Source organism: Promicromonospora xylanilytica, assembly GCF_054782895.1.
In genome coordinates, this window is sequence record NZ_BAAGRP010000007.1 from 210,006 (window position 1) to 234,908 (window position 24,903).

26 protein-coding genes and 1 pseudogene are annotated in these 24,903 nt (G+C 72.4%); 8 read left to right on the forward strand and 19 right to left on the reverse strand.

Features of this window, described 5'->3' with window-relative positions; all coding sequences use genetic code 11:
• Window positions 1–56 precede the first annotated feature (56 nt).
• Window positions 57–530, reverse strand: a complete 474-nt coding sequence (locus ACYVK7_RS08765; RefSeq protein WP_460887309.1) for a GNAT family N-acetyltransferase — start codon at window positions 528–530, stop codon at window positions 57–59.
• Window positions 531–620: 90 nt separating this feature from the next.
• Window positions 621–842, reverse strand: a complete 222-nt coding sequence (locus ACYVK7_RS08770) for a hypothetical protein (protein ID WP_460887310.1) — start codon at window positions 840–842, stop codon at window positions 621–623.
• A gap of 225 nt (window positions 843–1,067) precedes the next feature.
• On the opposite strand from ACYVK7_RS08770, the gene ACYVK7_RS08775 reads away from it, so the two are divergent.
• Window positions 1,068–1,523 (forward strand): Hsp20/alpha crystallin family protein, encoded by a 456-nt coding sequence (locus ACYVK7_RS08775; RefSeq protein WP_460887311.1) that lies wholly within the window; start codon window positions 1,068–1,070, stop codon window positions 1,521–1,523.
• 43 nt (window positions 1,524–1,566) lie between these two features.
• Here ACYVK7_RS08775 and ACYVK7_RS08780 read toward each other — a convergent pair whose 3' ends face one another.
• From ACYVK7_RS08780 to ACYVK7_RS08815, 8 genes are all read right to left on the reverse strand, one after another.
• Window positions 1,567–2,322, reverse strand: a complete 756-nt coding sequence (locus ACYVK7_RS08780; protein ID WP_460887312.1) for an SDR family oxidoreductase — start codon at window positions 2,320–2,322, stop codon at window positions 1,567–1,569.
• On the reverse strand, window positions 2,319–3,353 hold the full coding sequence (locus tag ACYVK7_RS08785) for a zinc-dependent alcohol dehydrogenase (RefSeq protein WP_460887313.1): 1,035 nt from the start codon (window positions 3,351–3,353) through the stop codon (window positions 2,319–2,321). The genes ACYVK7_RS08780 and ACYVK7_RS08785 overlap by 4 nt, the downstream gene beginning before the upstream one ends.
• Before the next feature lies 1 nt (window position 3,354).
• Complete coding sequence (locus ACYVK7_RS08790; protein WP_460887314.1) at window positions 3,355–4,362, reverse strand: C-terminal binding protein; 1,008 nt, start codon at window positions 4,360–4,362, stop codon at window positions 3,355–3,357.
• Window positions 4,359–5,897 (reverse strand): tripartite tricarboxylate transporter permease, encoded by a 1,539-nt coding sequence (locus ACYVK7_RS08795; RefSeq protein WP_460887315.1) that lies wholly within the window; start codon window positions 5,895–5,897, stop codon window positions 4,359–4,361. The genes ACYVK7_RS08790 and ACYVK7_RS08795 overlap by 4 nt, the downstream gene beginning before the upstream one ends.
• A 6-nt stretch (window positions 5,898–5,903) precedes the next feature.
• Window positions 5,904–6,446, reverse strand: a complete 543-nt coding sequence (locus tag ACYVK7_RS08800) for a tripartite tricarboxylate transporter TctB family protein (RefSeq protein ID WP_460887316.1) — start codon at window positions 6,444–6,446, stop codon at window positions 5,904–5,906.
• Complete coding sequence (locus ACYVK7_RS08805; protein ID WP_460887317.1) at window positions 6,443–7,426, reverse strand: tripartite tricarboxylate transporter substrate binding protein; 984 nt, start codon at window positions 7,424–7,426, stop codon at window positions 6,443–6,445. The genes ACYVK7_RS08800 and ACYVK7_RS08805 overlap by 4 nt, the downstream gene beginning before the upstream one ends.
• 79 nt (window positions 7,427–7,505) lie before the next feature.
• The gene (locus ACYVK7_RS08810; protein ID WP_460887318.1) at window positions 7,506–8,561 is read right to left on the reverse strand and encodes an NAD(P)-dependent oxidoreductase; all 1,056 of its coding nucleotides are present in this window, start codon (window positions 8,559–8,561) and stop codon (window positions 7,506–7,508) included.
• A 48-nt stretch (window positions 8,562–8,609) separates the two neighbouring features.
• Window positions 8,610–9,740 carry an enolase C-terminal domain-like protein gene (locus tag ACYVK7_RS08815; protein ID WP_460887319.1) on the reverse strand — a complete coding sequence of 377 codons (1,131 nt, stop codon included), beginning with the start codon at window positions 9,738–9,740 and terminating at the stop codon, window positions 8,610–8,612.
• Between the two features lie 47 nt (window positions 9,741–9,787).
• On the opposite strand from ACYVK7_RS08815, the gene ACYVK7_RS08820 reads away from it, so the two are divergent.
• From ACYVK7_RS08820 to ACYVK7_RS08830, 3 genes are read left to right on the forward strand one after another with little or no spacing between them, the layout of a single operon-like run.
• Window positions 9,788–10,588, forward strand: coding sequence for an IclR family transcriptional regulator (locus tag ACYVK7_RS08820; RefSeq protein ID WP_460887320.1), 801 nt, complete (start codon window positions 9,788–9,790; stop codon window positions 10,586–10,588).
• Window positions 10,585–11,754 carry an enolase C-terminal domain-like protein gene (locus tag ACYVK7_RS08825; protein WP_460887321.1) on the forward strand — a complete coding sequence of 390 codons (1,170 nt, stop codon included), beginning with the start codon at window positions 10,585–10,587 and terminating at the stop codon, window positions 11,752–11,754. The genes ACYVK7_RS08820 and ACYVK7_RS08825 overlap by 4 nt, the downstream gene beginning before the upstream one ends.
• The gene (locus ACYVK7_RS08830; RefSeq protein WP_460887322.1) at window positions 11,751–12,740 is read left to right on the forward strand and encodes a DUF4862 family protein; all 990 of its coding nucleotides are present in this window, start codon (window positions 11,751–11,753) and stop codon (window positions 12,738–12,740) included. Before ACYVK7_RS08825 ends, ACYVK7_RS08830 begins: the two co-directional genes overlap by 4 nt.
• Here ACYVK7_RS08830 and ACYVK7_RS08835 read toward each other — a convergent pair.
• The 4 genes from ACYVK7_RS08835 to ACYVK7_RS08850 all read right to left on the reverse strand — a co-directional run bounded on the left by ACYVK7_RS08835 (window position 12,730) and on the right by ACYVK7_RS08850 (window position 17,237).
• Window positions 12,730–14,247, reverse strand: a complete 1,518-nt coding sequence (locus ACYVK7_RS08835) for a tripartite tricarboxylate transporter permease (protein ID WP_460887323.1) — start codon at window positions 14,245–14,247, stop codon at window positions 12,730–12,732. The two genes, ACYVK7_RS08830 and ACYVK7_RS08835, sit on opposite strands and share 11 nt — an antisense overlap.
• 61 nt (window positions 14,248–14,308) lie before the next feature.
• The gene (locus ACYVK7_RS08840) at window positions 14,309–14,770 is read right to left on the reverse strand and encodes a tripartite tricarboxylate transporter TctB family protein (RefSeq protein WP_460887324.1); all 462 of its coding nucleotides are present in this window, start codon (window positions 14,768–14,770) and stop codon (window positions 14,309–14,311) included.
• Entirely contained in the window at window positions 14,763–15,746 is a 984-nt protein-coding gene (locus ACYVK7_RS08845) for a Bug family tripartite tricarboxylate transporter substrate binding protein (protein ID WP_460887325.1), read from the reverse strand. The genes ACYVK7_RS08840 and ACYVK7_RS08845 overlap by 8 nt, the downstream gene beginning before the upstream one ends.
• A gap of 57 nt (window positions 15,747–15,803) precedes the next feature.
• Window positions 15,804–17,237, reverse strand: coding sequence for a sulfatase family protein (locus ACYVK7_RS08850; protein ID WP_460887326.1), 1,434 nt, complete (start codon window positions 17,235–17,237; stop codon window positions 15,804–15,806).
• 189 nt (window positions 17,238–17,426) lie between these two features.
• Here ACYVK7_RS08850 and ACYVK7_RS08855 point away from each other — a divergent pair, with 189 nt between their 5' ends.
• The 3 genes from ACYVK7_RS08855 (at window position 17,427) to ACYVK7_RS08865 (ending at window position 20,248) form a co-directional block, all read left to right on the forward strand.
• Complete coding sequence (locus ACYVK7_RS08855; protein WP_460887327.1) at window positions 17,427–18,335, forward strand: sugar-binding transcriptional regulator; 909 nt, start codon at window positions 17,427–17,429, stop codon at window positions 18,333–18,335.
• A 128-nt stretch (window positions 18,336–18,463) separates the two neighbouring features.
• Window positions 18,464–19,168, forward strand: a complete 705-nt coding sequence (locus tag ACYVK7_RS08860; protein ID WP_460887328.1) for a hypothetical protein — start codon at window positions 18,464–18,466, stop codon at window positions 19,166–19,168.
• A 51-nt stretch (window positions 19,169–19,219) separates the two neighbouring features.
• Entirely contained in the window at window positions 19,220–20,248 is a 1,029-nt protein-coding gene (locus ACYVK7_RS08865; RefSeq protein WP_460887329.1) for a hypothetical protein, read from the forward strand.
• Between the two features lie 21 nt (window positions 20,249–20,269).
• Here the strand turns inward: ACYVK7_RS08865 and ACYVK7_RS08870 are convergent, their stop codons facing one another.
• Window positions 20,270–21,130: an SDR family NAD(P)-dependent oxidoreductase gene (locus ACYVK7_RS08870; RefSeq protein WP_460887330.1), complete on the reverse strand. Its 861-nt coding sequence runs from the start codon at window positions 21,128–21,130 to the stop codon at window positions 20,270–20,272.
• A 115-nt stretch (window positions 21,131–21,245) separates the two neighbouring features.
• Between ACYVK7_RS08870 and ACYVK7_RS08875 the strand changes: the two genes are divergently transcribed.
• Window positions 21,246–21,851 carry an acyl-CoA-like ligand-binding transcription factor gene (locus ACYVK7_RS08875; RefSeq protein WP_460887331.1) on the forward strand — a complete coding sequence of 202 codons (606 nt, stop codon included), beginning with the start codon at window positions 21,246–21,248 and terminating at the stop codon, window positions 21,849–21,851.
• A gap of 28 nt (window positions 21,852–21,879) precedes the next feature.
• Here ACYVK7_RS08875 and ACYVK7_RS08880 read toward each other — a convergent pair whose 3' ends face one another.
• From ACYVK7_RS08880 to ACYVK7_RS08895, 4 genes and pseudogenes are all read right to left on the reverse strand, one after another.
• A complete protein-coding gene (locus ACYVK7_RS08880) occupies window positions 21,880–23,145 on the reverse strand; it encodes a hypothetical protein (protein WP_460887332.1) in 1,266 nt (421 codons plus the stop codon).
• Window positions 23,146–23,221: 76 nt separating this feature from the next.
• On the reverse strand, window positions 23,222–24,076 hold the full coding sequence (locus ACYVK7_RS08885; protein ID WP_460887333.1) for a cytochrome c biogenesis CcdA family protein: 855 nt from the start codon (window positions 24,074–24,076) through the stop codon (window positions 23,222–23,224).
• Between the two features lie 4 nt (window positions 24,077–24,080).
• Window positions 24,081–24,536, reverse strand: coding sequence for a DsbA family protein (locus tag ACYVK7_RS08890; protein ID WP_460887334.1), 456 nt, complete (start codon window positions 24,534–24,536; stop codon window positions 24,081–24,083).
• A 2-nt stretch (window positions 24,537–24,538) separates the two neighbouring features.
• A pseudogene (locus ACYVK7_RS08895) lies at window positions 24,539–24,832 on the reverse strand (DsbA family protein); the annotation flags it as partial.
• Window positions 24,833–24,903 lie beyond the last annotated feature (71 nt).

Here is a 24,903-nt window from a genome sequence, read left to right on the forward strand (position 1 = left end):
ACGGACAGAACCGGTCAATCGGTTGACCGCGCCTCGGAACGAGCCCTGTCCCGCACCTACCCGAGCCGCCGGGTGAAGCACCGCGCCATCGGGTGCCCGACGTACGGCGCGTAGCCGTCGAACAGCTCGTACCCCTCGCGCTCGTAGAACCGGATCGCGTCGGGCTGCTTGGTGCCGGTCGAGAGCACGATCGTGTCGACGTCACGCTGCCGGGCGTGGTCCTCCAGCGCGCGTAGGACGCTCGTGGCCGCCCCGGTGCCGCGCGCTTCCGGGTCCACATACATCCGCTTGATCTCGCCCGTGCCGTCCTCCAGCACGCGGAGGGCGCCGCAGCCGATCGCCCTGCCCTCCTGGTCGCGCGCGACCAGGAACACGCTGACGGTCTCCGCGGCCGGCTTGTCGGTCTCCTGGTCGGGAATCTTGTAGCGGGCGGCAAGCTCGGCTGCCATGGCGCCGCGCAGCCGCACACCGTCCGCGCTGTCCCACGGCTCTTCCGCGACGGTCGTCGTCATAGCCTCTGGAGTGGTCACGTTCGCCACCGTATGGGGCCGGGCGCGCCGTGTCGGCGAAAATCGCACAACACGTACAAGTCCGACACAGGTCCGCGGGGTGTGCCCCGTTCAGGGCCCAGGCGTGTCCTCACCCTCGTCCTGGCCTCCATGGGGTCGCATGGCCGCCGCGAGCGCCGTCCCGAGGGCCGCGCCGAGTGCGATGCCGAGGATCCAGCTGTTCGTCGCGATGCCCATGGAGACCCCGAGGGCGATCCCGAGCGCGATGCCCGCGCCCCAGTTCCAGCCCGGGCGCTCTCCGCTGTCTTCTGGCATGCGTCGAAGTTCTGGCATGTGTCGAACGTACGCGGGCCGGCCTGGCGGGGGCATCAGCCCTACGAATGATCTTGGCCCGCCGTCAGGATGATTTCGTCCGGGTCGCGACGTGCCGCTCCGGGTCTTGGCACTCTCGACGTCCGAGTGCCAGAATATGGGTGTAGCCAGGCGGCGGCCGAGCCGTCGCCGATCGCCGCGGCCCTGGAGGGGCCAGGGCCGCATCGTCGTAGGAGGTGATGTGCGATGGCTACCTACTGGGACCCGGTCCGGGAGATGGACCGGCTCTTCAGCTCGTTCGCCGGCAACGCACGCCAGTCCGGCGGCATGCCGATGGACCTGTTCCGCACGGGTGACCACTACGTCCTGTCGATGGACCTCCCCGGCGTCGACCCCGGCACCATCGACGTCTCGGTCGAGGACCGGACGCTCACGGTCCGCGCCGAGCGCACGCAGCGCTCGGACGCCGACGCCCAGTGGCTGGTGCACGAGCGGCCGGCGGGTACTTTCGCGCGGCAGCTCACCGTCGGTCGTGGCCTCGCTCTCGACAGCATCTCGGCCTCGTACACCGACGGTGTGCTGGTGCTGACCATCCCGGTCAGCGAGGAGGCACGGCCGCGCAGGATCGAGGTGGCGCACAGCGCCGGCTCGACCCCGATCGGCCAGGACACGTCCGAGAGCCGGCAGACGATCGAGTCCTGATCCGCGGCAGGAACGCCCGGGCCACCGCGGTGGCCCGGGCGTCCTACCGGGCCAGCCAGCCGCCGTCGACGGCGAGGACCTGGCCGTGCACGTACGTCGCGGCACGGGACGCGAGGAAGACGACGACGTCGCCGATGTCCTCCGGCTGGCCCCAGCGCCCGGCGGGGATGCGGACCAGCAGCTGCTCGCGGCGCACCGGGTCGTCGAGCAGCGCGGTGTTCATCTCGGTCGCCATGTAGCCGGGGGCCACGGCGTTGACATTGACGCCCTTGGCCGCCCACTCGTTGCAGAGTGCCTTGGTGAGCTGTGCGACGGCGCCCTTGCTGGCCGCGTACGCGGGGACGGTCAGCCCGCCCTGGAACGACAGCAGGGACGCCAGGTTGACGATCCTGCCGTCGCCGCGCTCGAGCATCGGCCGCCCGAACAGCTGGCAGAGCTGGAACACGGAGCGCAGGTTGACGTCGAGCACCTGGTCCCATGCCGCGAGGGGGAAGTCGGCGGCCGGGTAGCGGTCCTGCGTCCCGGCGTTGTTCACGAGGATGTCGACGCGGCGGTCGGCGAGCACCGCGTCGGCGGTCGCGGCGACGGCGTCGGAGTCGGCGAGGTCGATCGGGTGGTGGTCGATCCGCCGGCCCAGCGTGGCCGCGTGCTCGACGAGGTCGTCCGGGAGCGGGCTGCGGGCGAGCACGACGACGTCTGCCCCGGCGCCGAGCAGCGACTCGGAGATGCCGCGGCCGAGCCCGCGCCCGCCTCCGGTCACGACGGCGGTCCTCCCGGTGAGGTCGAACGGGTTGGTCATGCGTCAGCCTTTCCGGGCAGCGGGGTGACCAGGACCTTGAGCGTGTCCTGGCCCGATGTCGCGGCGTCGAACGCGGCGCCGACGTCCGCGAGGTCGAACGCCGTGGTCGGGAACCGGTCGAGGTCGAGGTCGCCGGTGGCGATGAGGTCGATGGCCGCTGCGACGTCCTGTGACGTGTAGACCCGGACGCCGACCACCGACTGCTCCTTGAAGCAGACCGCCTGGAGGTCGAGCGGGACGGGCTGCTTGTAGACGCCGACGATCACGATGCGGCCGAGCACGCGGGTGGCGGCGGTGAGCTCGGCGGTCACGGTCGGGTGGGCCGCGGAGTCGAACGTGGTGTCGGCGCCCTCGCCGCCGGTGAGCTCGTGCAGCACCTCGGTCATGGTCGAGCCGTCCGGGACGGTGGTGAATCCCATGCCGGCGGCGACCTCGCGGCGCCAGGGGCTGGGCTCGGTGATGACGACCCGGCCCGCTCCGGCGCGGCGTGCCACGAGCGCGGTGAGGATCCCGATCGGGCCCGCGCCGAACACGGCGACGGTGTCGCCGGCCTGCATGCCGGACCGGTCCACGGCGTGCACGGCCACGGCGAGCGGCTCGGCGAGCGCCGCCGTGCGGGGGTCGACGCCGGCGGGCACCTCGTGCAGCACCTCGGGCGGCAGTGCGACGTAGGGGGCCATCCCGCCGGGCCGGTCGATCCCGTACAGGCCCAGGTCGTTGCACACGTGCGGGCTGCCGCTGGTGCACGGCAGGCAGCGCCCGCACGACAGGAGCGGCTCGACGACGACGAGCGTGCCCTCGGCGGGCCCGCCGGGCGCCGCCTGCTCGACCCAGCCGGACATCTCGTGCCCGGGCACGAGCCCGTGCCGCGCCCGCGGGTGCTTGCCGTGGTAGATCGAGAGGTCCGTCCCGCAGATGCCGTTGTACGCCAGCTTGACGAGTGCCCAGCCCTCGGGGACGTCGGGCAGTGGCACGTCGGTGACGTCGATCTCGTCCGTGCCGGTCCAGACGGCGGCCCTCATGGTCGTCATCTCATGCTCCTGTCGCGGTACGTGCCGGGGTGAGCCCGTGGCCGGTACGGCCGAGGACCTCCGGGTTGAGGATGTTGCGCGGTGTCCGCCCGGCGCAGACGTCGACGACGTTCGCCGCCGTGCGGCGCTTGAGCTCGTCGTACGACTCCTCCGTGTACCAGGCGAGGTGCGGGGTGAGGACGACGGAGTCGATCTCGGTCAGCGGGTGGTCCGCCGGGAGCGGCTCGTGCTCGTGCACGTCGATGCCGGCGCCCTGGATCGACCCGGAGCGCAGGGCGTCGACGAGCGCGTCGACGTCGACCACTCCCCCGCGGCTCGTGTTCACCAGGATCGCGTCGTGGCGCATCCGGGCGAGCTCCGCGGGGCCGATCAGGTGCCGGGTCGTCTCGTCGAGCGGGGTGTGCAGCGAGACGACCTGGGAGCGCTCGAGGAGCTCCGCGAGACTCACGGACCGCACGCCGTGGAAGGTCTCGGCGCCGGGGTCGGCCGCGGCGTCGTACCCGATGACCTCGTAGCCGAGGCCTGCCGCCTTGCGGGCCGTCGCCGTGCCGATCAGGCCCAGCCCGATGATCCCGAACACCCGGTCCTTGGTCTGGTAGAGCGGGCGGACGACGGGCAGGTCGAACGCGCCCGCCCGGACCCCGCGGTCGAGCCGGGGAATGCCGCGCGCCACCGCGAGGGTGAGGCCGATCGCGTGGTCCGAGACCGCCTCCGTGCCGTAGTCGGGGACGTTGCAGACCGCGATGCCGCGCTCCGTCGCGGCCGGGATGTCGACCGAGTCGACGCCGACACCGTAGCGCCCGATCGCGCGCAGCGTCGGCAGTGCGTCCATCACCTCGGCGGTGATCCGGGCGTACTGGACCAGGATCGCGTCGGCGCCGGCCGCGGCGGCGATCAGGTCCGCGCTGGTGAACGACTGCGTCAGCACGAGCTCGGCACCCGCCGCCTCGACGACCGCCCGCTCGGCGTCGAACGTGTCGTGGTCGCACTCGGTGATGACTATCTTCATCGGGTATCCGCCTTCTGCTTCGGTTCGGTGGTGCCGGCGGCGGCCGGCTGTCGGCGACTGACGCCGCGGCGTACGGCTGCCACGACGGGCGGGGCGACGACGACGAGAACGGTCAGCACGACGAGGGTGAGCGAGATCGGTCGCTCGAGGATGATGCCGAGGTCTCCGCGGCCCATGCCCGACGTCCGCACGAGGTTCTCCTCGAGCAGCCGCCCGAACACCAGCCCGAGCACGAGCGGTGCGGGCGGGTAGCTGCCCCGGATCATGAGGAACCCGACGAGGCCGAACACGGCGGCGACCAGCACGTCGAAGAGGTTGTTGCGCAGGGCGTAGGCGCCGATGAGGCACGTGGCGACCACGGCGGGGAAGAGGAACAGGTACGGGACCCGCAGCGCGGACGCGAAGAACGGCACGAGGGGCACGTTGAGCACCAGCAGGGCGATGTTGCCCAGCAGGAACGACGCGACGAGCCCCCAGTACAGCTCGGGGTTGTCGGGGATGAAGGACGGCCCCGGCTGGACGCCGTAGACGAGGAGCGCGCCGAGCAGGATCGCCGTCGTCGCGGACCCCGGGATGCCGAGGGAGAGCGTCGGGACGAACGCGCCGTTGACGGCGGCGTTGTTCGCCGCCTCGGGCGCCGCCACACCGCGGACGGAGCCGGTGCCCATCGGCCGGCGGCCCTTGTCCGGGATCCTGCGCTCGACGTCGTAGGCGAAGTACGCGGCGATCGTCGAGCCGGCGGCGGGCAGCACGCCCACGACGAACCCGATGACCGAGCCGCGCAGCGTGGGCGGAAGGCTCTCGCGCAGCTCCGACCACCGGGGGAACAGCTCGCGGAACCGGGCCCGCATGGGCCGAACGGTCCCGGCACCCAGCTGGTTGAGCACCTCGCCCAGCGCGAAGACGCCGATGATCACCGGGACCAGGTTGATCCCGTTGAGCAGGTCCGGCTGCCCGAACGTGAGCCGCGGGACACCGGACTGGGGGTCGAACCCGACGGTGGACAGCAGGATGCCGAACGCCGCCATCGCATAGGCCTTCGTGCGGTGCGTCGAGGTCATGGCCGCGACGCTGACGAGCGCGAACACGAGCAGCACGAGCATCTCGGGTGGGCCGAGGCGCAGCGCCGCCTCCGCGAGCGCGGGACCGAGGATGACCATCAGGGGGATGGTGAGGATGCCGCCGGCGAACGACGAGACCGCGGAGATCGTGAGCGCCGTGCCCGCCTTGCCGCGCTTGGCCATGGCGTAGCCGTCCAGCGTGGTCATGAGCTGGCCGGCGTCGCCGGGGGTGTTGAGGAGGATCGAGGTGATGCTCCCGCCGTACTGCGTGCCGTAGTACACGGCGGCGAGCAGGATCAGGCCGGGCAGGGGGTCGAGCCCGGCCGCGAGGGGCATCAGCAGCGCCATGCCGGACGCGGCGCCGAGGCCGGGGAGCATGCCGATGACGGTGCCGCCGACGACGCCCACCAGGAGAAGGAGGAAGTTCTGCAGGGTGAGAGCCGACTCCAAGCCGCTCAGGAAGTTCTCGAGCATGCGGGATCACCCGATCCAGGGGGACGTCGGCAGCGGGATGCCGAGGACGATGACGAACAGGAGGTACACGGCCACGACGAGGCAGACGGCGTAGACGAGCGCGGCACGCCAGCTCTTGCGGCTGACGACCTTGACCAGGTAGAGCGTGAGCAGGCCGATGACCGGCAGCATCCCGAGGTACGGGAGCACCACCGCGGCGACGATCACGCCTGCCCAGGCGAGCCACGCGAGGTGGCGGCGCGACTCTGCGGGCTCGGCGGGTTCGGCGGGCTCGGCCGGCGCGCCGGCGTCGCCGGGCACGTCGACCGGCGAGGTGCCCGGTGACGTGACCGGCGCGGCCCGGCGGGCACGGATGCCCTGGCCGAGCTGCACGAGACCGAGGACCGCGAGCAGGATGCCGCACGTGCCGGGAACCGCGGCGGGGCCGACCACGCCGGAGCTCGTGAACCACTCGTTCTCGCTCGACGCGAGGACGACCACGATCCCGAGGGCCAGGAGGACGATGCCGCCGAGCCCGTCCTGGCGGCCGGCGGCCGACGCGCTGCTCATGAACCCAGCTGCGGGAGGATCGGGCGGACGGTCTCGCCGAACTCCCCCAGGTAGCCGCGGAACTCGTCGCCGGACAGGTCGAGCTTCTGCGTCATCGTGGTGTCGAGGCTCTCCTGGTACGCGTCGGAGGCCCGGTAGTCCTCGAGCGCCGACTCCCAGTACTCGACCTGCTCGTCGGTGAGGTCGCCGCCCGCGACGAGGCCGCGGAAGCCGCTGAACGACACCTCGAGCCCCGCCTCCGTGGCCGTCGGGACGTCGGCGAAGGTCTCGTTGTCGATCCGTTCGTCGGAGAGCACGGCCAGCGCCTCGACCCGGCCGTCCTCGATGAAGCCCTGTGCGTGCTCGAGGGCGGTGATGCCGACGTCGAGGTCGCCGCTCGCCACCCCGGCCGTGATCTCTCCACCGCTCTGGTAGACGATGTGCTCCATCTCGATGCCCGCCTCCTCCTCGATGAGGGCGGTGGAGATCGCCTGCGGGCCGGTGGCGTTGGGGTACCCGACCGCGAGGGAGCCGCCCTTCGCCGCGGTGAGGAGCGAGTCGAGGTCCTTGTGCTCGCCGGCCGGCGTGATGATCACGCTGGTGTAGGTGGAGACCCCGCCGATCGTCGCGACGTCGTCCGTCGTGAACGGCACCTCGGTGGTCTCGGGGACGATCACGAACCCTGGCTCGACGAACGTCAGCTCGTGCGGCTCCTTGGCCTGCTGCGCCGCGTACGTGTAGCCGACGGTGCCGGAGCCGCCGTCGCGGTTCACGACGACGACGTTGAGGTCCTCCCGGACGCTCTCGAGGCCCTCGGCGAGCGCCCGGGCCGCGGCGTCGGTGCCGCCCCCGGCCGGGAACGCGACGGTGATGGTCACGTCCTTCGTCGGCTCCCAGGGGCCGGATCCTCCGGCCGCTCCGGTGGAACCACAGGCGGCGAGGGCTCCCACCGCGACGACGCCGGCGACTCCGCGGGCTGCCCAGGTCTGGTAACGATGCATCATTGCTCCGTCGCTCCGTTCATCCATGTGAACTGTGTTCAGTGTTTGCAACTCTACGTCACCGCTTCTCGGCGATCAACTACGCCCGGCCGCCCACGGCGCGCCCTGCCCAGAGCTCACCGGTGAGCGCGTCCGGGTTCGCCACGGCCGTGGGGGCCTCCCCGCCGGCCACGAGGCGGATGTCGCGCAGCGCCTGCGTGCGGTTGCCGTCGAGGATCTCGTCGCCCCACGCGAGCGAGTGCGGCGCGAGGATCACGGTGGGCAGGTCGACGAGCGGGCTGTCGCCCGGGAGGGGCTCGTTCTGGAACACGTCCAGGCCGGCACCCCGCAGGCGGCCCTCCGCCAGCGCGGCGGTCAGGGCGGCCTCGTCGACGATCTCGCCGCGCGCGACGTTCACCAGGAACGCGGTGGGCTTCATCGTGGCCAGGGCCGACCTGCCGATGAGCCCGCGGGTCGCGGGGGTCAGCGGACACATGAGCACCACGGCGTCGGACCGGCGCAGCACGTCCGCGGTCGGGGCCAGCTCGACGCCGAGCCCGGCCGCCCTGGCCGGGTCCGTACGCTCCTCCGCGGCGACGAGCCGCGCCCCGAACGGGGCCACGAGCCGGGCGAACTCGCTGCCGATCGTCCCCAGGCCGATGATCCCGATCGTCATCCCGCCCAGGCCGACCCCGAGCACCTCGGTGCGGTCGGCCCAGCGCCCGGTGCGCACGAGCGCGTCCCGCTGCGGGATCTGGTGGGCGAGCGCCAGCAGCAGGGCCAGGGCGGCCGAGGCCACCGGGCGGCGGCCACCCTCGGGGGTCGTGGTCACGACCACGCCCCGCGCGGCGCACGCCTCGAGGTCGATGCGGTCGAGCCCCGCGCCCCACCGCGCGACGTGCCGCAGCCGGGGCATGAGGTCGAGCTCGCGCTGCGTGACCTCCTGGCGGAGCACCAGCAGGGCGTCGAGGTCGGCGATCCCGTCGACCTGGGCCAGGTCGGTGGACTCCAGGGCGCGCCACTCGATGCCGTGGGCCTCCAGCTCGGAGATGCCGATGTCCGCGTAGATGGTGCTGCCGTCGGCCTTGAAGAACTCGGCGGAGATGCCGAGCCGGTAAGGGGTGGAGGGCCGGTCAGGGGTGGAGGGGGAGGTCATGGGCGTGCTCCAGACGTCGTCGTCGGTCGGGTCAGGCAGGTCAGGCGGTCAGATCAGGTCGGTCGGAGCCCGGTCGGGCTCGTCGTGGGCCGGGAACAGCGCGGCGGCGTCCTGGGCGAGCTCGAACCCCAGCCCCGGGCCGCGCGGCACGGTGAGCGCGCCGCGGTCCAGCACGTCGAGGGGTGAGGGCACCTGCCGCCAGGCCACCTCGAGGCTGTGCAGGGGCTGACCTCCCGCCGCGTGCACGGTGGCGAGGCTCGCCACCGGTCCGCTCGGGTTGTGCGGCGAGACCTGCGCCCCGTGCCGGCGCGCGACGTCGAGGCACTGGCGGAACCCGTCCACGCCGCCGCAGTACTTGATGTCCGGCATCGCCACGTCCACACCGGACGCCGAGAGAAAGCCGTCCAGGTCGGCCGCGCTCGTGAGCGTCTCCCCTCCGGCGAGCACGCACTCGGTGCTCCGCCGGACCTGCCGCCAGGCGTCGAGGTCGTGCTCGCGCACGGGCCCCTCCACCCAGCCGAGCCCCATGGCGGCGAGCTCGGCGACGACGTCGACGGCGGCCCGGACCTCGAACCGCCAGTGCAGGTCGATCCGCACCTCGACGCCGACCGCCTCCACGACGGCGGCGGTCCTGGCCAGGCCCTCGTCCACGGCCCGGCGGACGGCGGCGTCGGTCAGCGGTCGCGGCTCGACGTCGTCGAAGGGGGCGATCTTGATCGCCGGGTAGCCGTCACGCTCGGCGGCCTGCGCCACCCGGACGAAGGCCGCGGGGCTCCGGTCGCCCACGATCGCGCGGTTGATGTTGGCGTACAGCGGGGGGACGGAGACCGGCCGGTCTCCGAGCAGCCACGCCAGCGGCAACCCGCCGGCCCGCGCCCGCAGGTCCCAGAGCGCCTGGTTGAGCGCGCTGAGCGCCGAGGCCTCGGCGAGCGACGTGGCGGGCCGTCGCGTCAGGGCGATCGCGGCGTCGAGCCCCTGACCGCGAAGTTCTCCGGCGAGGGCCTCGACGTGTGCCGCCACCCGGGAGTTCTGCCGCTCCAGGGTCGCCTCGCCGAGCCCTGTCCCGCCCCGCTCGTCGGTGACCTGGACGATGAGCCAGTTGATCGCGGAGTCGGCGCCCAGCAGGACGGGCACGATCTCGCCGACCCTACGCTTCTCATATCCTTGAACACGGCTCATATTTCTGAGACCATAGGAGCCACGTTCGACAACGTCAAGGAGGACACATGGTTGCCGCTGGCCCGCGGAGCACGGGCCGACCCACCACCCCGGTGAAGTCGGCCGACCGGATCCTGACCATCCTGGAGCTCCTCAGCGCCGATCCACGGCCGCGGACCTACTCCGAGCTCCTGGCCGAGACCGGCCTGCCCAAGAGCAGCCTCCACGGCCTCCTCGCGACGCTCGCCGCGCGCTCCTGGCTCACCGAGACGCGCCCGGGACCCACCTACACGCTGGGGATCCGCGCTCTCGAGGCCGGCGGCGCGTATATGCGCGAGTCCGGGACCGCCAGCATCCAGGGCATCCTCGACGACCTCGCCCTGGCCGTCGGCGAGACGGTCAACCTCGGCACCCTCGAGGGCCGCGACGTCGTCTACCTCGCCGTGCGCCGGTCGCGCCAGGCGCTCGCCATGCGCAGCGCCGTCGGCCTGCGCCTGCCCGCCCACGCGTCCGCCATGGGCAAGGCGCTCCTCGCCGAGTGGGACGACGACGACATCCGCGCGCAGCTGACCGAGCCGCTGACCCGCCTCGCGCGCAACACCTGCACCGACCTGGACAGCCTGCTGCGCGACGTCGAGCAGACCCGGACCCGGGGGTACGCCCTCGAGCTCGAGGAGGCCACGGACGGTATCGGGTGCGTCGCGGTGACGGTACCCACCACGTCCGCGGACCGGCTCGCGATCAGCGCCTCGTTCCCGCTCACCCGGCACGGCCGGGAGATGGAGCAGCAGCTCGTGCGGGCGCTGGAGCAGGGACGGGGCCAGCTCTCCGCCGCCCTGGCGGTCGACCCCACGGCGGAGATCGCGTGAGCGACACGCTGGCGGGTCTCGAGGTCCTGACCAGTCCCAGCCAGATCGGTTCCACCTGGCTGCAGCAGGAGAAGCTCTCCACCCACATGTCCGGCTACCCCCGGCACGCGGCCAGCCGGTCCAGCTGGCGCGGGCAGCACGAGCGCGTCTTCGTGCGGATCCGTACCGCCGACGGCCGCGTCGGCGTGGGCGCCACGCGCGGCACCGCCACCGTGGCGGTCATCGTCGACCACCTGGCCGGGCTCCTGCGCGGGCGGAGCCTCGCCGAGGCGGACCAGCTCTACCGCGAGCTCACCGCCTCCCAGCTGACGTACGGGTGGTCCGGCGTCGGCGCCGCCGCCCTGAGCGCGATCGACCTGGCGCTGTGGGACCTGCGCGCGCAGCACGCGGGGGTCGCCCTCGGAGCCCTCCTGTCCGACGGCGACCCGGTCCGCGAGTCGCTCCCCTGCTACGTCACGGTGCACCCGGAGCACCTCGACGGGCTCGACGGGCTCGACGGGGTCAAGATCGCGGCCCGCTTCGGCCCGGACGACGGGCCGGGCGCCGCACGCCGCGTCGCGCAGGACGTCACCCGGGTGCGGGACGCCGTCGCGCCAGGGACGCTCGTGATGATCGACGCCGCCTGCAGCTGGACCGCCGAGTTCACCGACGCGGTGCTCGGCGAGCTCACCGACGGGCAGCTCGACTGGCTCGAGGACCCGCTGCTCCCGTGGGACGCGCGCGGGTACGAGTCGATCAAGAAGCGCGTCGCCGGCTGGTCGCACGCGCCCCGGCTGTGCCTCGGCAACTACGCGTTCTCGGCGCTGGAGGCCCATCAGGTCCTCGCCGAGGGCGTGGTCGACGTGATCCAGCCGGACCTCACCTGGGCCGGCGGGCTCACCGCGGCACGCGAGATCCACCGCGACGCGAGCGCTCGCGGGGTGGGCTTCTCGCCCCACTACGGCGCGATGCACCCGTGGGCGGTGCAGCTCCTCGCGACGCTTCCACAGGCCGAGCCGGCCGAGTTCGTCACGACCTCCGGGTCCGGCAGCCGTGAGGACTACCCGGGGCTGCCGGTACCGGTGCACGGCCGGCAGACCGTACCCACCGGCGTCGGGGCGGCGGCGGCCCTCGGGCCCGAGGTCGAACAGGCCGCCCGCACGCAGACCGTGGACCTGACCCGATGACGGGCCTGCTGGTGAGCACCTACCCCGCCGCGCCCACCGAGGCCCGGCAAGGCAGCGGCAGCGTGGACGCCTACTACCGCGGGCTCCGCTCGGTCGAGGGGATCGGCTCGATCGAGCTGCCCGTCGCGGCCGACGGCTCGCTCGTGGACGAGGACGCCATGCTGGGCCGGATCGACGACTCGTGGGGCCTCGTGCTGACGACGGTGCCCGGCACCCGGGCGCGCCTCGACCGCGACCCGGCGTTCGGGCTCGCCTCGACGGACGCGTCCGGACGACGTGACGCGATCGGATTCGTGCACGACGTGCTCGCGACCGCCCGGCGGATCGACCGGGCCCTGGGCCGGACCGCCGTCCGCGCCGTCGCCCTGGTGAGCGCGCCCACCACGGCCGAGGACGCCCGCGCCGCGTCGGGTGCCGCCCTGACCGACGCCCTGACGCAGGTGCTGCAGGGCGACGTGGACGGCCGCACGCTGCTCGTCGAGCACTGCGACGCCGTCGTGCCGGGCCAGGCCCCGGCCAAGGGCTACCTGTCCATGGCGGACGAGGTCCGCTGCCTCGCCGCGCTGCGCGAGGCCGGCCACGAGAACGTCGGCGCCCTGGTCAACTGGGGCCGCTCGGCGCTCGAGCGGCGGTCGGTAGAGGGCCCGGTCGAGCACCTGCGGCTCGCCCGCGAGGCCGGGGTGCTCAGCGGGCTCGTCCTGTCCGGCTGTGCCGCGGTCGACGGGCCGTTCGGACCGGCGTGGGCCGACGCCCACACTCCCCCGGCGCCCTCCAGGGACCAGTCGGGGGAGCCCACCTCGCTGCTGGACGACACCGAGATCGCCCGGAGCCTCGCTGAGACGACGCACGGGACGACGCACGGGACGGCCCACGGGACGATGATCGGCATCAAGGTCGCGGCGCGCCCGCGTGCGCTCGGTGTCGAGGGCCGGGTGGAGCTGCAGCGCACCACGCTGCGACGCGTCGAGGCCGCGCTCAGCTCCTGACGTCCTCCTCGCTGCTCCTGACGTCCGCCTCGCTGCGAGCGGCCGCACGCCTGCGGCCGCTCCAGCCGAGCACCGCCCAGGCGACGGCGCCGGCCACGAGCACGAGGAAGACCGGGTTCGCCACGAAGATCGAGAACGAGCCGTCCGACTGCAGCAGGGCCCGCCGGAGGTTCGACTCCAGCAGCGGGCCGAGCACGAAGGCGAGGGCCAGCGGCGCCACCTCGAACCCGAACTTCTTCATGACGTAGCCCAGCACGCCGAACCCGAGCGCCACCCAGACGTCGAAGATGGAGCCGTTGATGCTGTACACCCCGACGAGGGTCACAAGCAGCGTCAGCGGCCCGAGCAGCCGCATCGGCGCGCTCAGCAGACGCGTGAAGACGTGGATGAGGGGGATGTTCAGGGCCAGCAGCACGATGTTGCCGATGAACATCGACACGATCACGCCCCAGAAGAGCTGCGGGTTGGTCTGGATGAGCTGGGGCCCCGGCGTGATGCCCTGGATCATGAGCGCACCGAAGATGACGGCCATGGTGGTGTTCGCCGGGATCCCGAGGCTCAGCAGCGGGATGAACGACGAGTTCGCCGCGGCGTTGTTCGCGGTCTCCGGGCCCGCCACGCCCTCGATCGCGCCGCGACCGAACCCGCCCGGGTTCTTCGACACGCGCTTCTCGACGCCGTAGGACGCCATCGACGCGATCGTCGCGCCGCCGCCGGGCAGCACGCCCAGCAGGAAGCCGATCACCGAACCCCTGGCGAAGGGAGCGGCGGACCGCCGCAGCTCCTGCCGGTTCGGCAGCACCCTGCCGTACGTGAGCGAGGTGGCCGGGTTGCGGCGGGACTCCTCGATCGTGTGCATGAGCTCGCCGATGCCGAAGAGCCCCATCGCGACGGCCGCGAACTCGATGCCCCCGCCGAGCTCCGGGACACCGAACGTGAAGCGCACGGTGCCGGTGATGGGATCGGTGCCGATCGTGGCCAGCAGGAGCCCCAGCGCCGCGACGACCAGCCCCCGCAGCATGCCGCCGTTCGCGAGGTACGCGACCAGGACGATGCCGGTGAGCGCCAGGAGCGTGTACTCGGCCGGGCCGAACCCCAGGGCCAGCTCCGCGATGGGCGCGGCGAGGAACAGCAGCCCGGCGATGGCGATGGTGCCGCCGATGAAGGAGCCGATCGCCGAGATGCCCAGCGCGACCCCGCCCTGACCTTTCCTGGCCATCTGGTAGCCGTCGAACGTCGTGACGATCGTGGTCGCCTCGCCGGGGATCTTCAGCAGCACCGACGTGATGGTCCCGCCGTACGCGGAGCCGTAGTAGATGCCGGCGAGCATGATGATGGCCGACTCGGGCGGCATCGCGAACGTGATGGGCAGCAGGAGGGCGATCGTGCCGGCGGAGCCCAGTCCTGGCAGCACCCCGATGAGGTTGCCGACCAGTACCCCGACGAACACGACGAGGAGGTTCTGCCAGGTGAGGGCTGTCGCGAGCCCGAGGAGGAAGTCTTCCATGGTGTCGACGCCTAACGGTGAGAGGCCTTGCCGGTGGAGAGGTTGCCGGTCCGGAGCGGTACTAGAGCGGGGTGGTGACGCCGAGGACGACGAAGAACAGGAGCCAGGCGGCGCCCGTCCCCACGACGCACGTGATCGCGATCGTCAGCCAGCGCGTCGCGCCCGCGGCGATCTGGCAGCCCGCGAGGAGCACCACCGAGGCCAGCAGGAAGCTCACGTGCTCGAAGAGGAGGATGAACGCCACGATCGACCCGATGACGGTCAGCGCGTTCCGCACCTCGGGACCGAAGGCGCCCTCCTTGCCGTCCCGGTTGACGACGAGGAACACCACGGTGCTCAGGACGAGGGCGACCCCCAGCGCCACGGGCCACATGCCGGGGCCGGGGCGGTCGAGGGACCCGGCACCGAAGCCCAGGCCGGAGACGACCGCGCCGCCACCCAGCAGCATGAGCACGGCCGCGCCGATCGGCTTGAGAGCGCGCTGCCTCGGTGCGGCGCTCTCCGCGTCCCCCGCGCTACTCATCGATGATCCCGAGCTCGGCGAACGTGGTCCCGTTCGCCTCGTGCTCGGCCTCGAGCGTCGAGACGAGCTCGTCGGTCGGCACGTCCGAGGGCTCTGAGTAGAGCGTCTTGAGGGTGTCGGTGACCTCCTTGGACTCCCCCGCCGCACTGAAGACCCGCTCGAGCTCCGCCGCGGCCTCGTCCGGGACCTCCGCGTTCGCGTACAGCGCCTTGAACACCGCGAGCTCGACGTCGACGCCCTGCTCGGTCGCCGTCGGCACGTCGGGCAGGCTCTCCAGGCGTTCGTCGCTGAAGACGGCGAGCGCCCTGAGGTCGCCCGACTCGAGGTACTGCATGGCTTCGCCCGGGTGCACGGCGACGGCGTCCACCTGGTCGCCGAGGAGCGCGGTGATCGCGGGGGCCGAGCCGTCGAACGGGATGCCTTCCGCGTCGGCGCCGAGGTCCGCGAACGTCTGCGCGACGGCGATCTGCGTGTAGCTGCCGGTGCCCGAGCTGGCGTACGTGAACCGGGTGCCGGAGTCCTCGCGCAGGTCGTCCATGCTCTGCCACTCGCTGGCCGCGTTCACGAGCAGGAGGATGGGTTCCTCGTTCACGGCATAGACGCCGCGGAAGCTCGCCGGCTCGAACTGGAGCTCCTGGAAGTACGGCATCGAGGCGAACGGGCCGTTCGGCAGGTAGATCACCTCGCACGGGTCGGGCCGCTGCGTGGCGATCTGCGTGGCGGCGACCGTGCCGTTGGCACCCGTCTTGTTGACCACCTCGACGCGGGTGCCCTCGGTGCTGCTCACGGCGTCGGCCAGCGCGCGTCCGACGACGTCGGAGCTCCCGCCCGCCGCGTACGGGACCACCATGGTGATGGTGCCGCACTCTCCGCCCGCCCCGGCGGACCCGCCGCTCGCGCCGCACCCGGTGGCCAGGCCACCGAGGGCGACGACGGCTACCGCGGCCCTGAGGGTCCTGCTCACGCGCTCGTTCATCTCGTCACTCCTTTGTAACTGTCTGTCGTGGTCGTGCTGGTGCGGATCGTCGCGCGATCAGCGGAAGGCGGCGGTCCAGGACGCCGTGTGGAGCTCGCTCTCGGCACGCCATCGCGAGATCACCCGCGAGAGCCGGTCGCGCTCGCCGCGATGTTCCGGGTCGTCCCACAGGTTGGCCATCTCGTGCGGGTCCCGCTCCAGGTCGAAGAGCTGGCCGTCCTCGTGGTCGACGAACTCGACCAGCTTGTAGCGCTCGTCCCGGACCATCGTCATCAGGGCCGTCTGCTGCAGCACCATGTCGCGCGCGTGCTCGGAGAAGGCGAACTCCCGCCCCTCGAACTCCTGGCCGCGGAGCGCGGGCAGGAGCGAGCGCGCCTCCATCCAGGCCGGCGGCGTGAGCCGCGCGAGCTCCATGACGGTGGGCCCGAGGTCGAAGAGCGACGTCAGCCCGTCGAACCTCTGGTCGGCGGCGATCCCGGGTCCCGCGACGATCGCGGGCACCCGCACGCTCGGCTCGTACATCGACCACTTCTGGATGTGGCCGTGGTCGTTGAGGCAGTCGCCGTGGTCGGACGTGAAGATGATGACGGTCTCGTCGAGCACGCCGCGCCGCTCGAGGGCGTCGACGACGGACCCCACCTGCTCGTCGATCATCGTCACGTTCGCCATGTAGTACCGGCGCTGCCTGTCCACCTGGGCCGCCGTCGGGTGCTCGAGGTGCACGATCCCGTCGTGGTCGACCTCGAGGTTGTCGCGGATGAGGTCCTTGACCGCGAACGGCTGGCTCGCCCGGTCCTCGGCGGAGTCGTGTGCCGGCGGCATGTCGACACCGTCGTAGCGCGCGATCGCCTCGGTCGTGGGGTCGTACGGCGGGTGCGGTCCGGGAAAGCCCACCTGCAGGAAGAACGGCTCGTCGCCGGGGTACACGTCCAGCCAGTGCGTGGCCAGGTCGCCGACGAAGTTGTCGACGTGGAGGTCGTCGGGCGCCTCCCACTCGAACGCGCCGAGCCGCTCACGGTAGTCGTCGAGCGCCCGGTACTTCGTCGCGCGGTCCGGCTTCACCAGGCCACGGCTGCGAAAGGCCTTGTCCCACTCGTCGAGGAAGAAGGGCAGCGTCGGGTTGGACCGGTCCTTGTTCTCGACCACGTGCCGCTCGTGGAAGCCGACGCTCGCGGTGTACGGGTAGGTGTGCATCTTGCCCACGTTGACACAGCGGTAGCCGGAGTCCGCGAGCCGCTCGACCCACGAGTGGTTCCACGGGTCGTTGTTCTTGAGCACCCCGGTCGTGTGCGGGTACATGCCGGTGAACAGGCTGGCGCGGGACGGCGCGCAGGACGGTGCCGTCACGTAGGTGCGCGTGAAGGTGGTGCCGCGCCGCACGAGGCGGTCGAGGTTCGGGGTGATCGCGTGCTCGTGGCCGAGCGCGGCGATCGTGTCGAACCGCTGCTGGTCGGTGATGATGAAGACGATGTTCGGACGGTCGGCCGGCATCGATGTCCCCCTTTGGACGCCTGGGTGAGCAATGCACATAAGAGCACCGCTAGGAACGCTCGTTTGCTGCAGCGAGTGTAGGGACGTCCACCTCATCGCGCAATAGTGCGGTTCTACAACGCTCAGATGTGCAATACTGGCGCCGTGGTGGATGCGCGCAGACGAGCCGAGTCGGTCAGCAGAGCGGTCATGCTCGAGGTGGCCAAGGCGTACTACATCGAGGACCGGTCCAAGGTGCAGATCGCGGAGGAGACAGGGCTGAGCCGGTGGCAGGTGGCCCGCGTGCTCAACGATGCCCGCGAGGAGGGCCTGGTCACGATCCAGGTGGCGGACGAGGAGACACCGCGGGGCGGGCTCGCGGAACGCCTCCAGCAGGCGCTCGGACTGCGACGCGCGATCGTCGCTCCCGCCCGCGCCCTGCGGCCCGACGCCGGCGTCGAGGCCGTGGCGCAGGCGCTCGCCACCTACCTGGGAGAGGCGGTCGCCCCGGGCGAGTCGCTGGCGATCGGCTGGTCCCGGGCCATCGAGGCCATGCCGGCCCGGCTGCAGCGGCTCGCCCCCTGCGACGTCGTGCAGCTCGCGGGCGCCCTGACGTTCTCGGGCGACCGGGTCGGGTCGGTCGAGGTGATCCGCCAGGTGGCCCGCACCGCCGGAGGCACGGCGTACCCCGTCTACGCACCGCTCGTCGCCCCGACCGCGGACATCGCGACGTCGCTCCTGTCGGCACCGGAGATCGCCGACGTGATGAAGCGCGCCGAGCACGCCGACCACGCCGTCGTCGGCATCGGCACCTGGACCAAGGAGGGCTCGTCGATCCTGCCGCTGCTCCCCCCGGACCTCGTACGCAGGACCGCGGCCGCCGGGGCGGCGGCGGTCGTCTCCGGTCGCGTCATGGACGACGAGGGGCGCCCGCTCGACGTCGGCGTCGACGGGCGGATCGTCGGCCTGACCCTCGCCCAGCTACGGTCCGTACCGAACATCATCGGCACCTGCGTCGGCGCCCACCGTGCGGACGCCGTGCGCTCGGCGGTCCGCTCGGGCCTCGTCGACGTGCTCATCGTCGACGAGTCGCTCGCGGCGGCGCTGCTCGAGATGTGACCGGCGCCGTCCTACGCTCGGCGACGTAGCCAGGGTGCAGCCCAGGAGCGGACGTGGCGGCGCTCCGCCACCGCGAGGGTTGAGTCACCACCGGACCACAGGGGCCCGGTCGTGACAAGGAGACCATCATGAGTACGACGCCCCGCTCCGTGGGCCGCTCCGCGGCCGCCCGCACGAGCACGAGCACGACCGCCAGCACGACCGCCGACGTCGGCGGCGCCGCGATCGCCGGCGCAGCCGTCTTCCTCGCCGCCTACCTCGCCGTCGACCCGGTCGCCGGAGCGCTCGCCGACCGGAGCCTCCCGTTCGACGGCACGACCGCCGAGATCGCCGCCTACTACGTCGCCAACCCTGCGGCGGCGGTCGTGGGGGCCGCGCTGCAGGTCGTGTCCGTCCTCGGGTTCGCGGTCTTCGCCCGCTCGGTCCGGCCCGCCCTCGGGACGGCGGGGCGCCGGCTGAACGTGGTCGCCGCGGCGTCGGTGGGCGCCATGCTGGTGTCCGCGGCCGCCACGGCCGTCATCGCGGGGCTGGCCCCGTCGGTCTCCGCCGACACCGTCGGCGTACTGCGCCAGGTGAGCTTCTACGCCGGCGGGGTCGCCAACGTCGCGACCCTCGGGTTCTTCGCGTTCGCGGCCTCGCGGATCCTGGGCAGCCGCGGCCTGCTCGGTCGGCCGACGCGCGTCCTCGGGTACGTCGCCGGCACGCTCGCCATGCTCTCCGTGCTGTCGATCGCCTTCTTCTACGCCAGCGCGCTCCTGCCGGCCGGACGCGTCCTGTCGATGGTGTGGACCGTGGTGGCAGCGGTCGTCCTGTTCCGGCGCACCAGGAGGTGAGCCGGCGCACTCTCGTAGAGTGCAGTGGGACGACGACCACAGGGGGCACCGATGGAAGATCCCGAGCACCCTCGACCCGGGCGGTTGCGAGCGGCATGGACGCTGGCGCTGCTGGCCACCGTCTGCGCCGAGCTGACGTTCACCGCGATCGCGATACCTTTCACCTGGCTGCTCCTGCCGCTGCTGCTGGTGATGTACGGGGCCGGGGTGCTCGTGGTCCGCGAGGCCGTCGCCCGGGCCGGCGGCGGCTGGCCGAGCCTCGTGCTGCTCGGCCTGGCCTACCAGCTGGCCGAGGACGGCCTCGGGCTGCAGGCCCTCACCAGCCCGGAGATGTACGGCGCCGCCGACTGGGGCTGGCGGGCGCTCGGCGCCAACTGGACGTACTGGGAGTCCCAGCTCGGGGTGCACATCGTCTTCAGCGTGCTGGTCCCGGTACTGCTCACCGACCTGCTCTTCCCGGCCCACCGTGGCCGACCGTACCTGCGCGGCGGCGGGCTCGCGGGCGTGGGCGTGCTGGCGGTGGTCGGTGTGCTCGGTCTCCGCGGCCTCATCTCGGCCACCGAGCACCCCGGGTACCAGACCCCCGTGGGCTGGACCGTCGGGTACGTCGTCGCCATCGCGGCACTGGCGTGGCTGGCACTGCGCGTCGCACCCGGCCGCACCGTCCCGGTCCCCGCTCCGGCGGCCTCCGCCCCGAGGCCGGCCGTGACCGGTCTCGCGGCGGGAGCGGCGACCGTCGTGTTCTTCGGGCTCCTGCTGCCACCGGGCCTGCGTCCGGAGAACATCTTCGGTGACAGCATCCACCTGGCGGTCCCGTTGACCGCGGCGGCCGTGTTCGCGGTCGCCGCCGCGCTGACGGCGCTGCGCTGGAGCACCGCGCCCGGCTGGGGCGACCTGCACCGGGTCTGGCTGGCCGGCGGCCTGCTGGTGAGCCACACCGCTTTCATGATGCCCGCCTCACCGACCACGGCCGTCACCGGCGCGGTCACCATCGCGGCCGAGGTACTCCTGCTGGTCCTGCTCGCACGGCGCGTCGCACGCCGGGAGCGGGAACGCGTGGGCGAGCACCGCGGACGCTGACCAGCGACGCCCGCCGGCTCGTCACGCCAGCTCGGACAGCCGGCTCCCGAGCAGCTCCTCGGACCGTTCCCACAACCTGCGCGCGAAGTCGGCGTCCTCGGCCTGCGGGTTGCGCGGCACGCTGGCCCGGCGCTTGTAGTAGTAGGCCCCCGACTGCCAGTCGGTGCCCGGCATGCCCTCGGCGAGCCAGACGATCTGGTCGGCACCCTGGTCCGGCGTGGACAGCAGGAGGCGCCCGACCGCCGGGATCGAACCAAAGAACCGGACGAATCGCATGATGGGACTGGTCGTGTCGGACGCGAAGTTCGACGCGATGTTGCCCGGGTAGAAGGACGCCGCCGAGAGACCGGCCCCGTGGTAGCGCCGGTGCAGCTCGGTGGTGAAGAGGATGTTCTCCAGCTTGGCCGCGCTGTAGGCACGCACGGGGTCGTAGCTGCGGTCGTGGTCCAGGTCGTCCAGGTGGACCTCCTTGGCGAACCGCACCGTGCTGGAGGTCTGCAGCACCGAGGCCCTCGACACGATGAGCGTGTCCAGGAGTCGTCGCGTGAGCAGGAACGGCGCCAGGTGGTTGACCTGGAACGTCTTCTCGAACCCGTCCACCGTCTTGGCCCGCGTCCCGAACACCCCGCCGGCGTTGTTGGCGAGCACGTCGATCCGCGGGTAGGCGGCACGGAGCTCGTCCGCGAGCCGCTCGACGTCGTCGAACCGGGTGAAGTCCGCGACGTACCTGTCCGCCTTGAGCTCGTCGGCGACCGCCCGGGTCTTCTCGGCCGACCGGCCCACGACCACGACCGTATGGCCGGCCGCGTGCAGCCGCCGTGCGGCCGCCGCCCCGATGCCGTCGCTCGCACCGGTGATGACGATCACCTTGCTCTCGCCCATGTCTCTCCACTCCCTGTGGCACTGCCCTGTTCGGCCGGTTGACACGACCGCTGATGGCACTGACTTCCTAACGTGAGACACAGTACCACTAATGGCAGGCGGTACCATCGTGGGCATGAGTCCGATCAAGGCAGAGCGCGGCGTCCGAGCCCGAGCGCGTCAGGCCATGCGTGCCGAAGTCGCGGCGACCGTCCAGGACCTGGTCCTCGAGCGCGGCTACGAAGAGACGACCGTGGACGACATCTGCGCGGCCGCCGAGATCTCGCGCAGCACGTTCTTCCGGTACTTCCCGTCGAAGGAGGACGCGCTCTTCGGCGACACGGCCGACGCCGGCGAGTACCTGCGAGACGCGCTCACCGCCCGGCCACCGGACGAAGCGCCGTGGGTCGCCATGCGGCGGGCGCTCGATGCGCTGATCGACCGGTACGAGGGCCACGACGAGCGCACCCGCCGGCTGACCCGCCTGATCGTGCGCACGCCTGCCCTGGCTGCCCGGCACCGGGAGAAGAACGCCCGCTGGCAGGAGGCGCTCCGGCCGGAGATCGCACGCCGCCTCGGTGCCGATCCGGACGACGACTCCGACCCCCGTACGCACGCCGTGATCGCCGCGGCGCTCGGGTGCGTGGAGGCGGCGCTGAGCGCATGGACCGCGAGCACTCAGCCGCCACCGCTCTCGACGATCCTCGACCGCGCCATGGGAGCGCCCACCGGCCTGGGGTGAGGCCGATGGGCGCGGGCTCACGGCGTCATCACCGCACGCCGGGCCCCTGCAGCCGCCTGAAGTCGTCGATCCAGGCGTAGCCGGGCGTCGACATCCCCTGACCGCTCGGCCGCACGGTCAGGTCGGCGAACACGCTGTTCAGGAGCCACGGCGGCTTCGTGGCGCTCCACCCCGCCGTCATCGAGGGGATCTGGTTGAAGCCGTACGTCGCCACGGCGAGCCGGCCCGTGCCGCGGAACCGCTCCATCTCGTCGCGCAGCAGGTGCTTCTTGTCCTCGAACCAGGGGCTCTGCGACAGGAGGTCGTTCCACTTGTGCGAGGGGAAGGGGCGTTCGATCGCCTCGTCGATCACCTGCCACACCTGGGTTTCCGGCGCGTATCCGTACCGCTGGGCGAACCGGGCGGGGATCCGGTCCGTCATGTGCCGCTGCCAGTACCAGACCAGGGAGAACTCGGTCACCAGAAAGGTCTGCTCCGGGCGGAGCCTGGGCAGGGTGTAGTCCAGGAAGTCCTGGATCTTGTCCTGGTCGGCGACGTGCGGGTGCAGGTCGACGCCCTCGATCGCGGGGGTCTCGCGGACGAAGGCGAGGTACCGCTCGACGGCGGGCGTCCGGTTCCTCGGCAGGTCCAGACGGTTCAGCGCCCCCATGTAGAGGTGGGTGGCGCAGCCGGCACCGCACAGCTGCGAGCGCCGCTCGATCACGTGGCGGGCGACCGTCTCGTAGAACTCGTTGAGGCGCTCGTCGCGCTCGTCCGGGATGCTCTCGATGAAGGGCTCGTTGCCGATGGTGACGATGTCGACCGTGCCGAGCACGTGCGGCAGCACGCGGTCCAGGCGGGCGAGCTCGGCGGTCATCTCCGCGCTGCCGGGCCGGGGGAACGAGGTGCCGGCCTTCGGGAATTTCAGGCTGAGCACGGTCCGGAAGCCGTCGCCTTGGGCGGCGCGCACCGCCAGGAGGGTGTCGCTCCGCTCGGGCGGTACGGTGTCGGCCTCCGGCAGGGTGTAGAAGCCGCGGACCCACGTCGCACGTGCCGCGCGCAGCTCACGCGCGTCGAGCCGGTCGAGGTTCTCGTTGTAGTTGGCGCCGATGACGCCCAGCGCGGGCAGCGGCTCGATCTCGGCGTCGGTCCCGTCGCCGGCGGCGGGCGCGGCGAGGCCGAGGGTCAGGGCGAGCGTCGTCGTGAGCGCGCCGGCGACGGCGCGGAACCGCGCGGTGCGGCGCGCGGCCGGCAGGGTCCGACGCCGGTCGGGCGCCGTTCGACGTGGGTCCGTCTCGTGCGCGTGGTCGTTCATGAGCTGTCCGCCCTCCCTGTGCCCGCGGCGCCGTCGCCGTGGGTCGACGGGACGCTATCCGGCGGATTTTGGACGCTCAAGACGTGGCAGAAAGGTCCTCCCGGCCGTGCCCCCTCCGGCGACGGACGAACGACACCGTGATGACCACGGCGGCGGCGACGAGGACGACGAGGACGTCCAGGACCGGGTCGGCGAGCAGGGCCGAACGTTCCTGGAGCCAGGCCTGGGCCTCGACAGGGAGCAGCTCGGGTGCTCCGACCAGACCGTTGGTGGTCCAGAACAGCACGCCGACGCCGAGGACCAGCAGCCCCGTGAGCACAGAGGTGGTGTGCAGCTCGCGCCGGAGGACGGTGAAGACCCGGCCGCGCAGGACGCTCCGCCCCCGGACCCCGATCCGCCCCCACAGGGCCGCGATCACCAGCAGCGGCGCGACCATCCCTGCCCCGTAGACGGCGAGGAGCCCGCCGGCGGCGACGGCGTCGCCTCGCGCGGCGGCGACGGTCAGGACGGCGCCGAGGATGGGACCCGCACAGAATCCCGCGACGCCGCTGGCGGCACCGAGCAGCAGTGTCTTGAGCCAGCCGGTCGCGACGTGCGCACGGGTCTGGAGGCTGGGAACGCCCGGTAGGAGGCGCGCCGGGTCGAACCCGAACCCAAGGACCTGCGCGGCTCCGAGGAGCACGAGCAGGACGGAGGCGGCCAGCACGATCGCCTGGCGGTGGGTGGCGAAGAGCGCACCGACCGCACCTGCACCCACCCCCAGGGGCACGAGCACGAGCAGCAGCCCCGCGTAGAAGACGGCGCCGTGGGCGACCAGGCGCGGGCCCGCACCGACGGTGGAGGCGAAGAAGGCGGGCATGAGCAGTGCCGCGCACGGGCTGAGGAGGGCGAGGACCCCGCCGACGAAGGCGCTGAGCAGGCCGATGTCCATCGCCTCACCCCGCCGCGGCGAGCGCTCGTTCGAACGCGTCGACGAACACGTGCGAGGGCTGGGCACCGACCAGCGGCTCACCGCCCATGAGGAAGACCGGTGTGGAGAAGGCACCCAGGTCGAGGCCGAGCTGCGCGTTCCGGTCGATCTGCGTCGCGGCGGCCGAGGACTCCAGGTCGGTGCCGAACTGCTCGACGTCCAGGCCGAGGTCTCCGGCCAGGGCGGTCAGCGCCTCGTCGCTCAGCTCCGCCTCCGCGCGCTTCTCACCGCCCGCGAAGAGCGCGTCGTGGTACTCCCAGAACGTGCCCTGCAGCGCGGCCGCGTAGGAGGCCCGCGCCGCGCGTTCGGAGGCGGGACCGAAGACGTTGACGTCGCGCCACTCGACCCGCAGGTCACCGGCCTCGACGTGTCCATCATCAGGGGCAGCGTCTCGTGGCTCCAGCGCGCACAGAACGGGCACTGGTAGTCGGAGAACACGACGAGCGTCACCGGTGCGTCGACCGGACCCGCCGCGAGCGGATCGTCGGGGTCGCGACGCTCCACGGAGGTGAGGTCCGGCTGGTCCGGCCGGTCCGCCGGCTGCTCGGACTCCTGGACCACCTCGGGCGCGCCCGCCGCGTCCGCCTGCTCACCCGCCGCGTCGGGGCCGGACTGCGCCAGCGCGACGACGAGCCCGACCAGCAGGGCGGCGACGCCCGTGGCGGCGACCGGGGTCACCCATCCCGGCCTCGCCCGGCGGTGGGTCTGCGTAGACATGGGGCGTCCCTCTCGTCGGCGTACTGGGCGGCCCTACTATGACACATAGTCGACTATCGCTGGTAGTCGAC

Excerpts from the sequence above, each read along its gene's own strand:
- ACYVK7_RS08770 (WP_460887310.1), bottom strand. The coding sequence starts at position 842 with ATGCCAGAACTTCGACGCATGCCAGAAGACAGCGGAGAGCGCCCGGGC.
- ACYVK7_RS08775 (WP_460887311.1), top strand. The coding sequence starts at position 1,068 with ATGGCTACCTACTGGGACCCGGTCCGGGAGATGGACCGGCTCTTCAGC.
- ACYVK7_RS08780 (WP_460887312.1), bottom strand. The coding sequence starts at position 2,322 with ATGACCAACCCGTTCGACCTCACCGGGAGGACCGCCGTCGTGACCGGA.
- ACYVK7_RS08785 (WP_460887313.1), bottom strand. The coding sequence starts at position 3,353 with ATGACGACCATGAGGGCCGCCGTCTGGACCGGCACGGACGAGATCGAC.
- ACYVK7_RS08790 (WP_460887314.1), bottom strand. The coding sequence starts at position 4,362 with ATGAAGATAGTCATCACCGAGTGCGACCACGACACGTTCGACGCCGAG.
- ACYVK7_RS08795 (WP_460887315.1), bottom strand. The coding sequence starts at position 5,897 with ATGCTCGAGAACTTCCTGAGCGGCTTGGAGTCGGCTCTCACCCTGCAG.
- ACYVK7_RS08800 (WP_460887316.1), bottom strand. The coding sequence starts at position 6,446 with ATGAGCAGCGCGTCGGCCGCCGGCCGCCAGGACGGGCTCGGCGGCATC.
- ACYVK7_RS08805 (WP_460887317.1), bottom strand. The coding sequence starts at position 7,426 with ATGCATCGTTACCAGACCTGGGCAGCCCGCGGAGTCGCCGGCGTCGTC.
- ACYVK7_RS08810 (WP_460887318.1), bottom strand. The coding sequence starts at position 8,561 with ATGACCTCCCCCTCCACCCCTGACCGGCCCTCCACCCCTTACCGGCTC.
- ACYVK7_RS08815 (WP_460887319.1), bottom strand. The coding sequence starts at position 9,740 with ATGAGCCGTGTTCAAGGATATGAGAAGCGTAGGGTCGGCGAGATCGTG.
- ACYVK7_RS08820 (WP_460887320.1), top strand. The coding sequence starts at position 9,788 with ATGGTTGCCGCTGGCCCGCGGAGCACGGGCCGACCCACCACCCCGGTG.
- ACYVK7_RS08830 (WP_460887322.1), top strand. The coding sequence starts at position 11,751 with ATGACGGGCCTGCTGGTGAGCACCTACCCCGCCGCGCCCACCGAGGCC.
- ACYVK7_RS08835 (WP_460887323.1), bottom strand. The coding sequence starts at position 14,247 with ATGGAAGACTTCCTCCTCGGGCTCGCGACAGCCCTCACCTGGCAGAAC.
- ACYVK7_RS08840 (WP_460887324.1), bottom strand. The coding sequence starts at position 14,770 with ATGAGTAGCGCGGGGGACGCGGAGAGCGCCGCACCGAGGCAGCGCGCT.
- ACYVK7_RS08845 (WP_460887325.1), bottom strand. The coding sequence starts at position 15,746 with ATGAACGAGCGCGTGAGCAGGACCCTCAGGGCCGCGGTAGCCGTCGTC.
- ACYVK7_RS08850 (WP_460887326.1), bottom strand. The coding sequence starts at position 17,237 with ATGCCGGCCGACCGTCCGAACATCGTCTTCATCATCACCGACCAGCAG.
- ACYVK7_RS08855 (WP_460887327.1), top strand. The coding sequence starts at position 17,427 with ATGCTCGAGGTGGCCAAGGCGTACTACATCGAGGACCGGTCCAAGGTG.
- ACYVK7_RS08860 (WP_460887328.1), top strand. The coding sequence starts at position 18,464 with ATGAGTACGACGCCCCGCTCCGTGGGCCGCTCCGCGGCCGCCCGCACG.
- ACYVK7_RS08865 (WP_460887329.1), top strand. The coding sequence starts at position 19,220 with ATGGAAGATCCCGAGCACCCTCGACCCGGGCGGTTGCGAGCGGCATGG.
- ACYVK7_RS08870 (WP_460887330.1), bottom strand. The coding sequence starts at position 21,130 with ATGGGCGAGAGCAAGGTGATCGTCATCACCGGTGCGAGCGACGGCATC.
- ACYVK7_RS08875 (WP_460887331.1), top strand. The coding sequence starts at position 21,246 with ATGAGTCCGATCAAGGCAGAGCGCGGCGTCCGAGCCCGAGCGCGTCAG.
- ACYVK7_RS08880 (WP_460887332.1), bottom strand. The coding sequence starts at position 23,145 with ATGAACGACCACGCGCACGAGACGGACCCACGTCGAACGGCGCCCGAC.
- ACYVK7_RS08885 (WP_460887333.1), bottom strand. The coding sequence starts at position 24,076 with ATGGACATCGGCCTGCTCAGCGCCTTCGTCGGCGGGGTCCTCGCCCTC.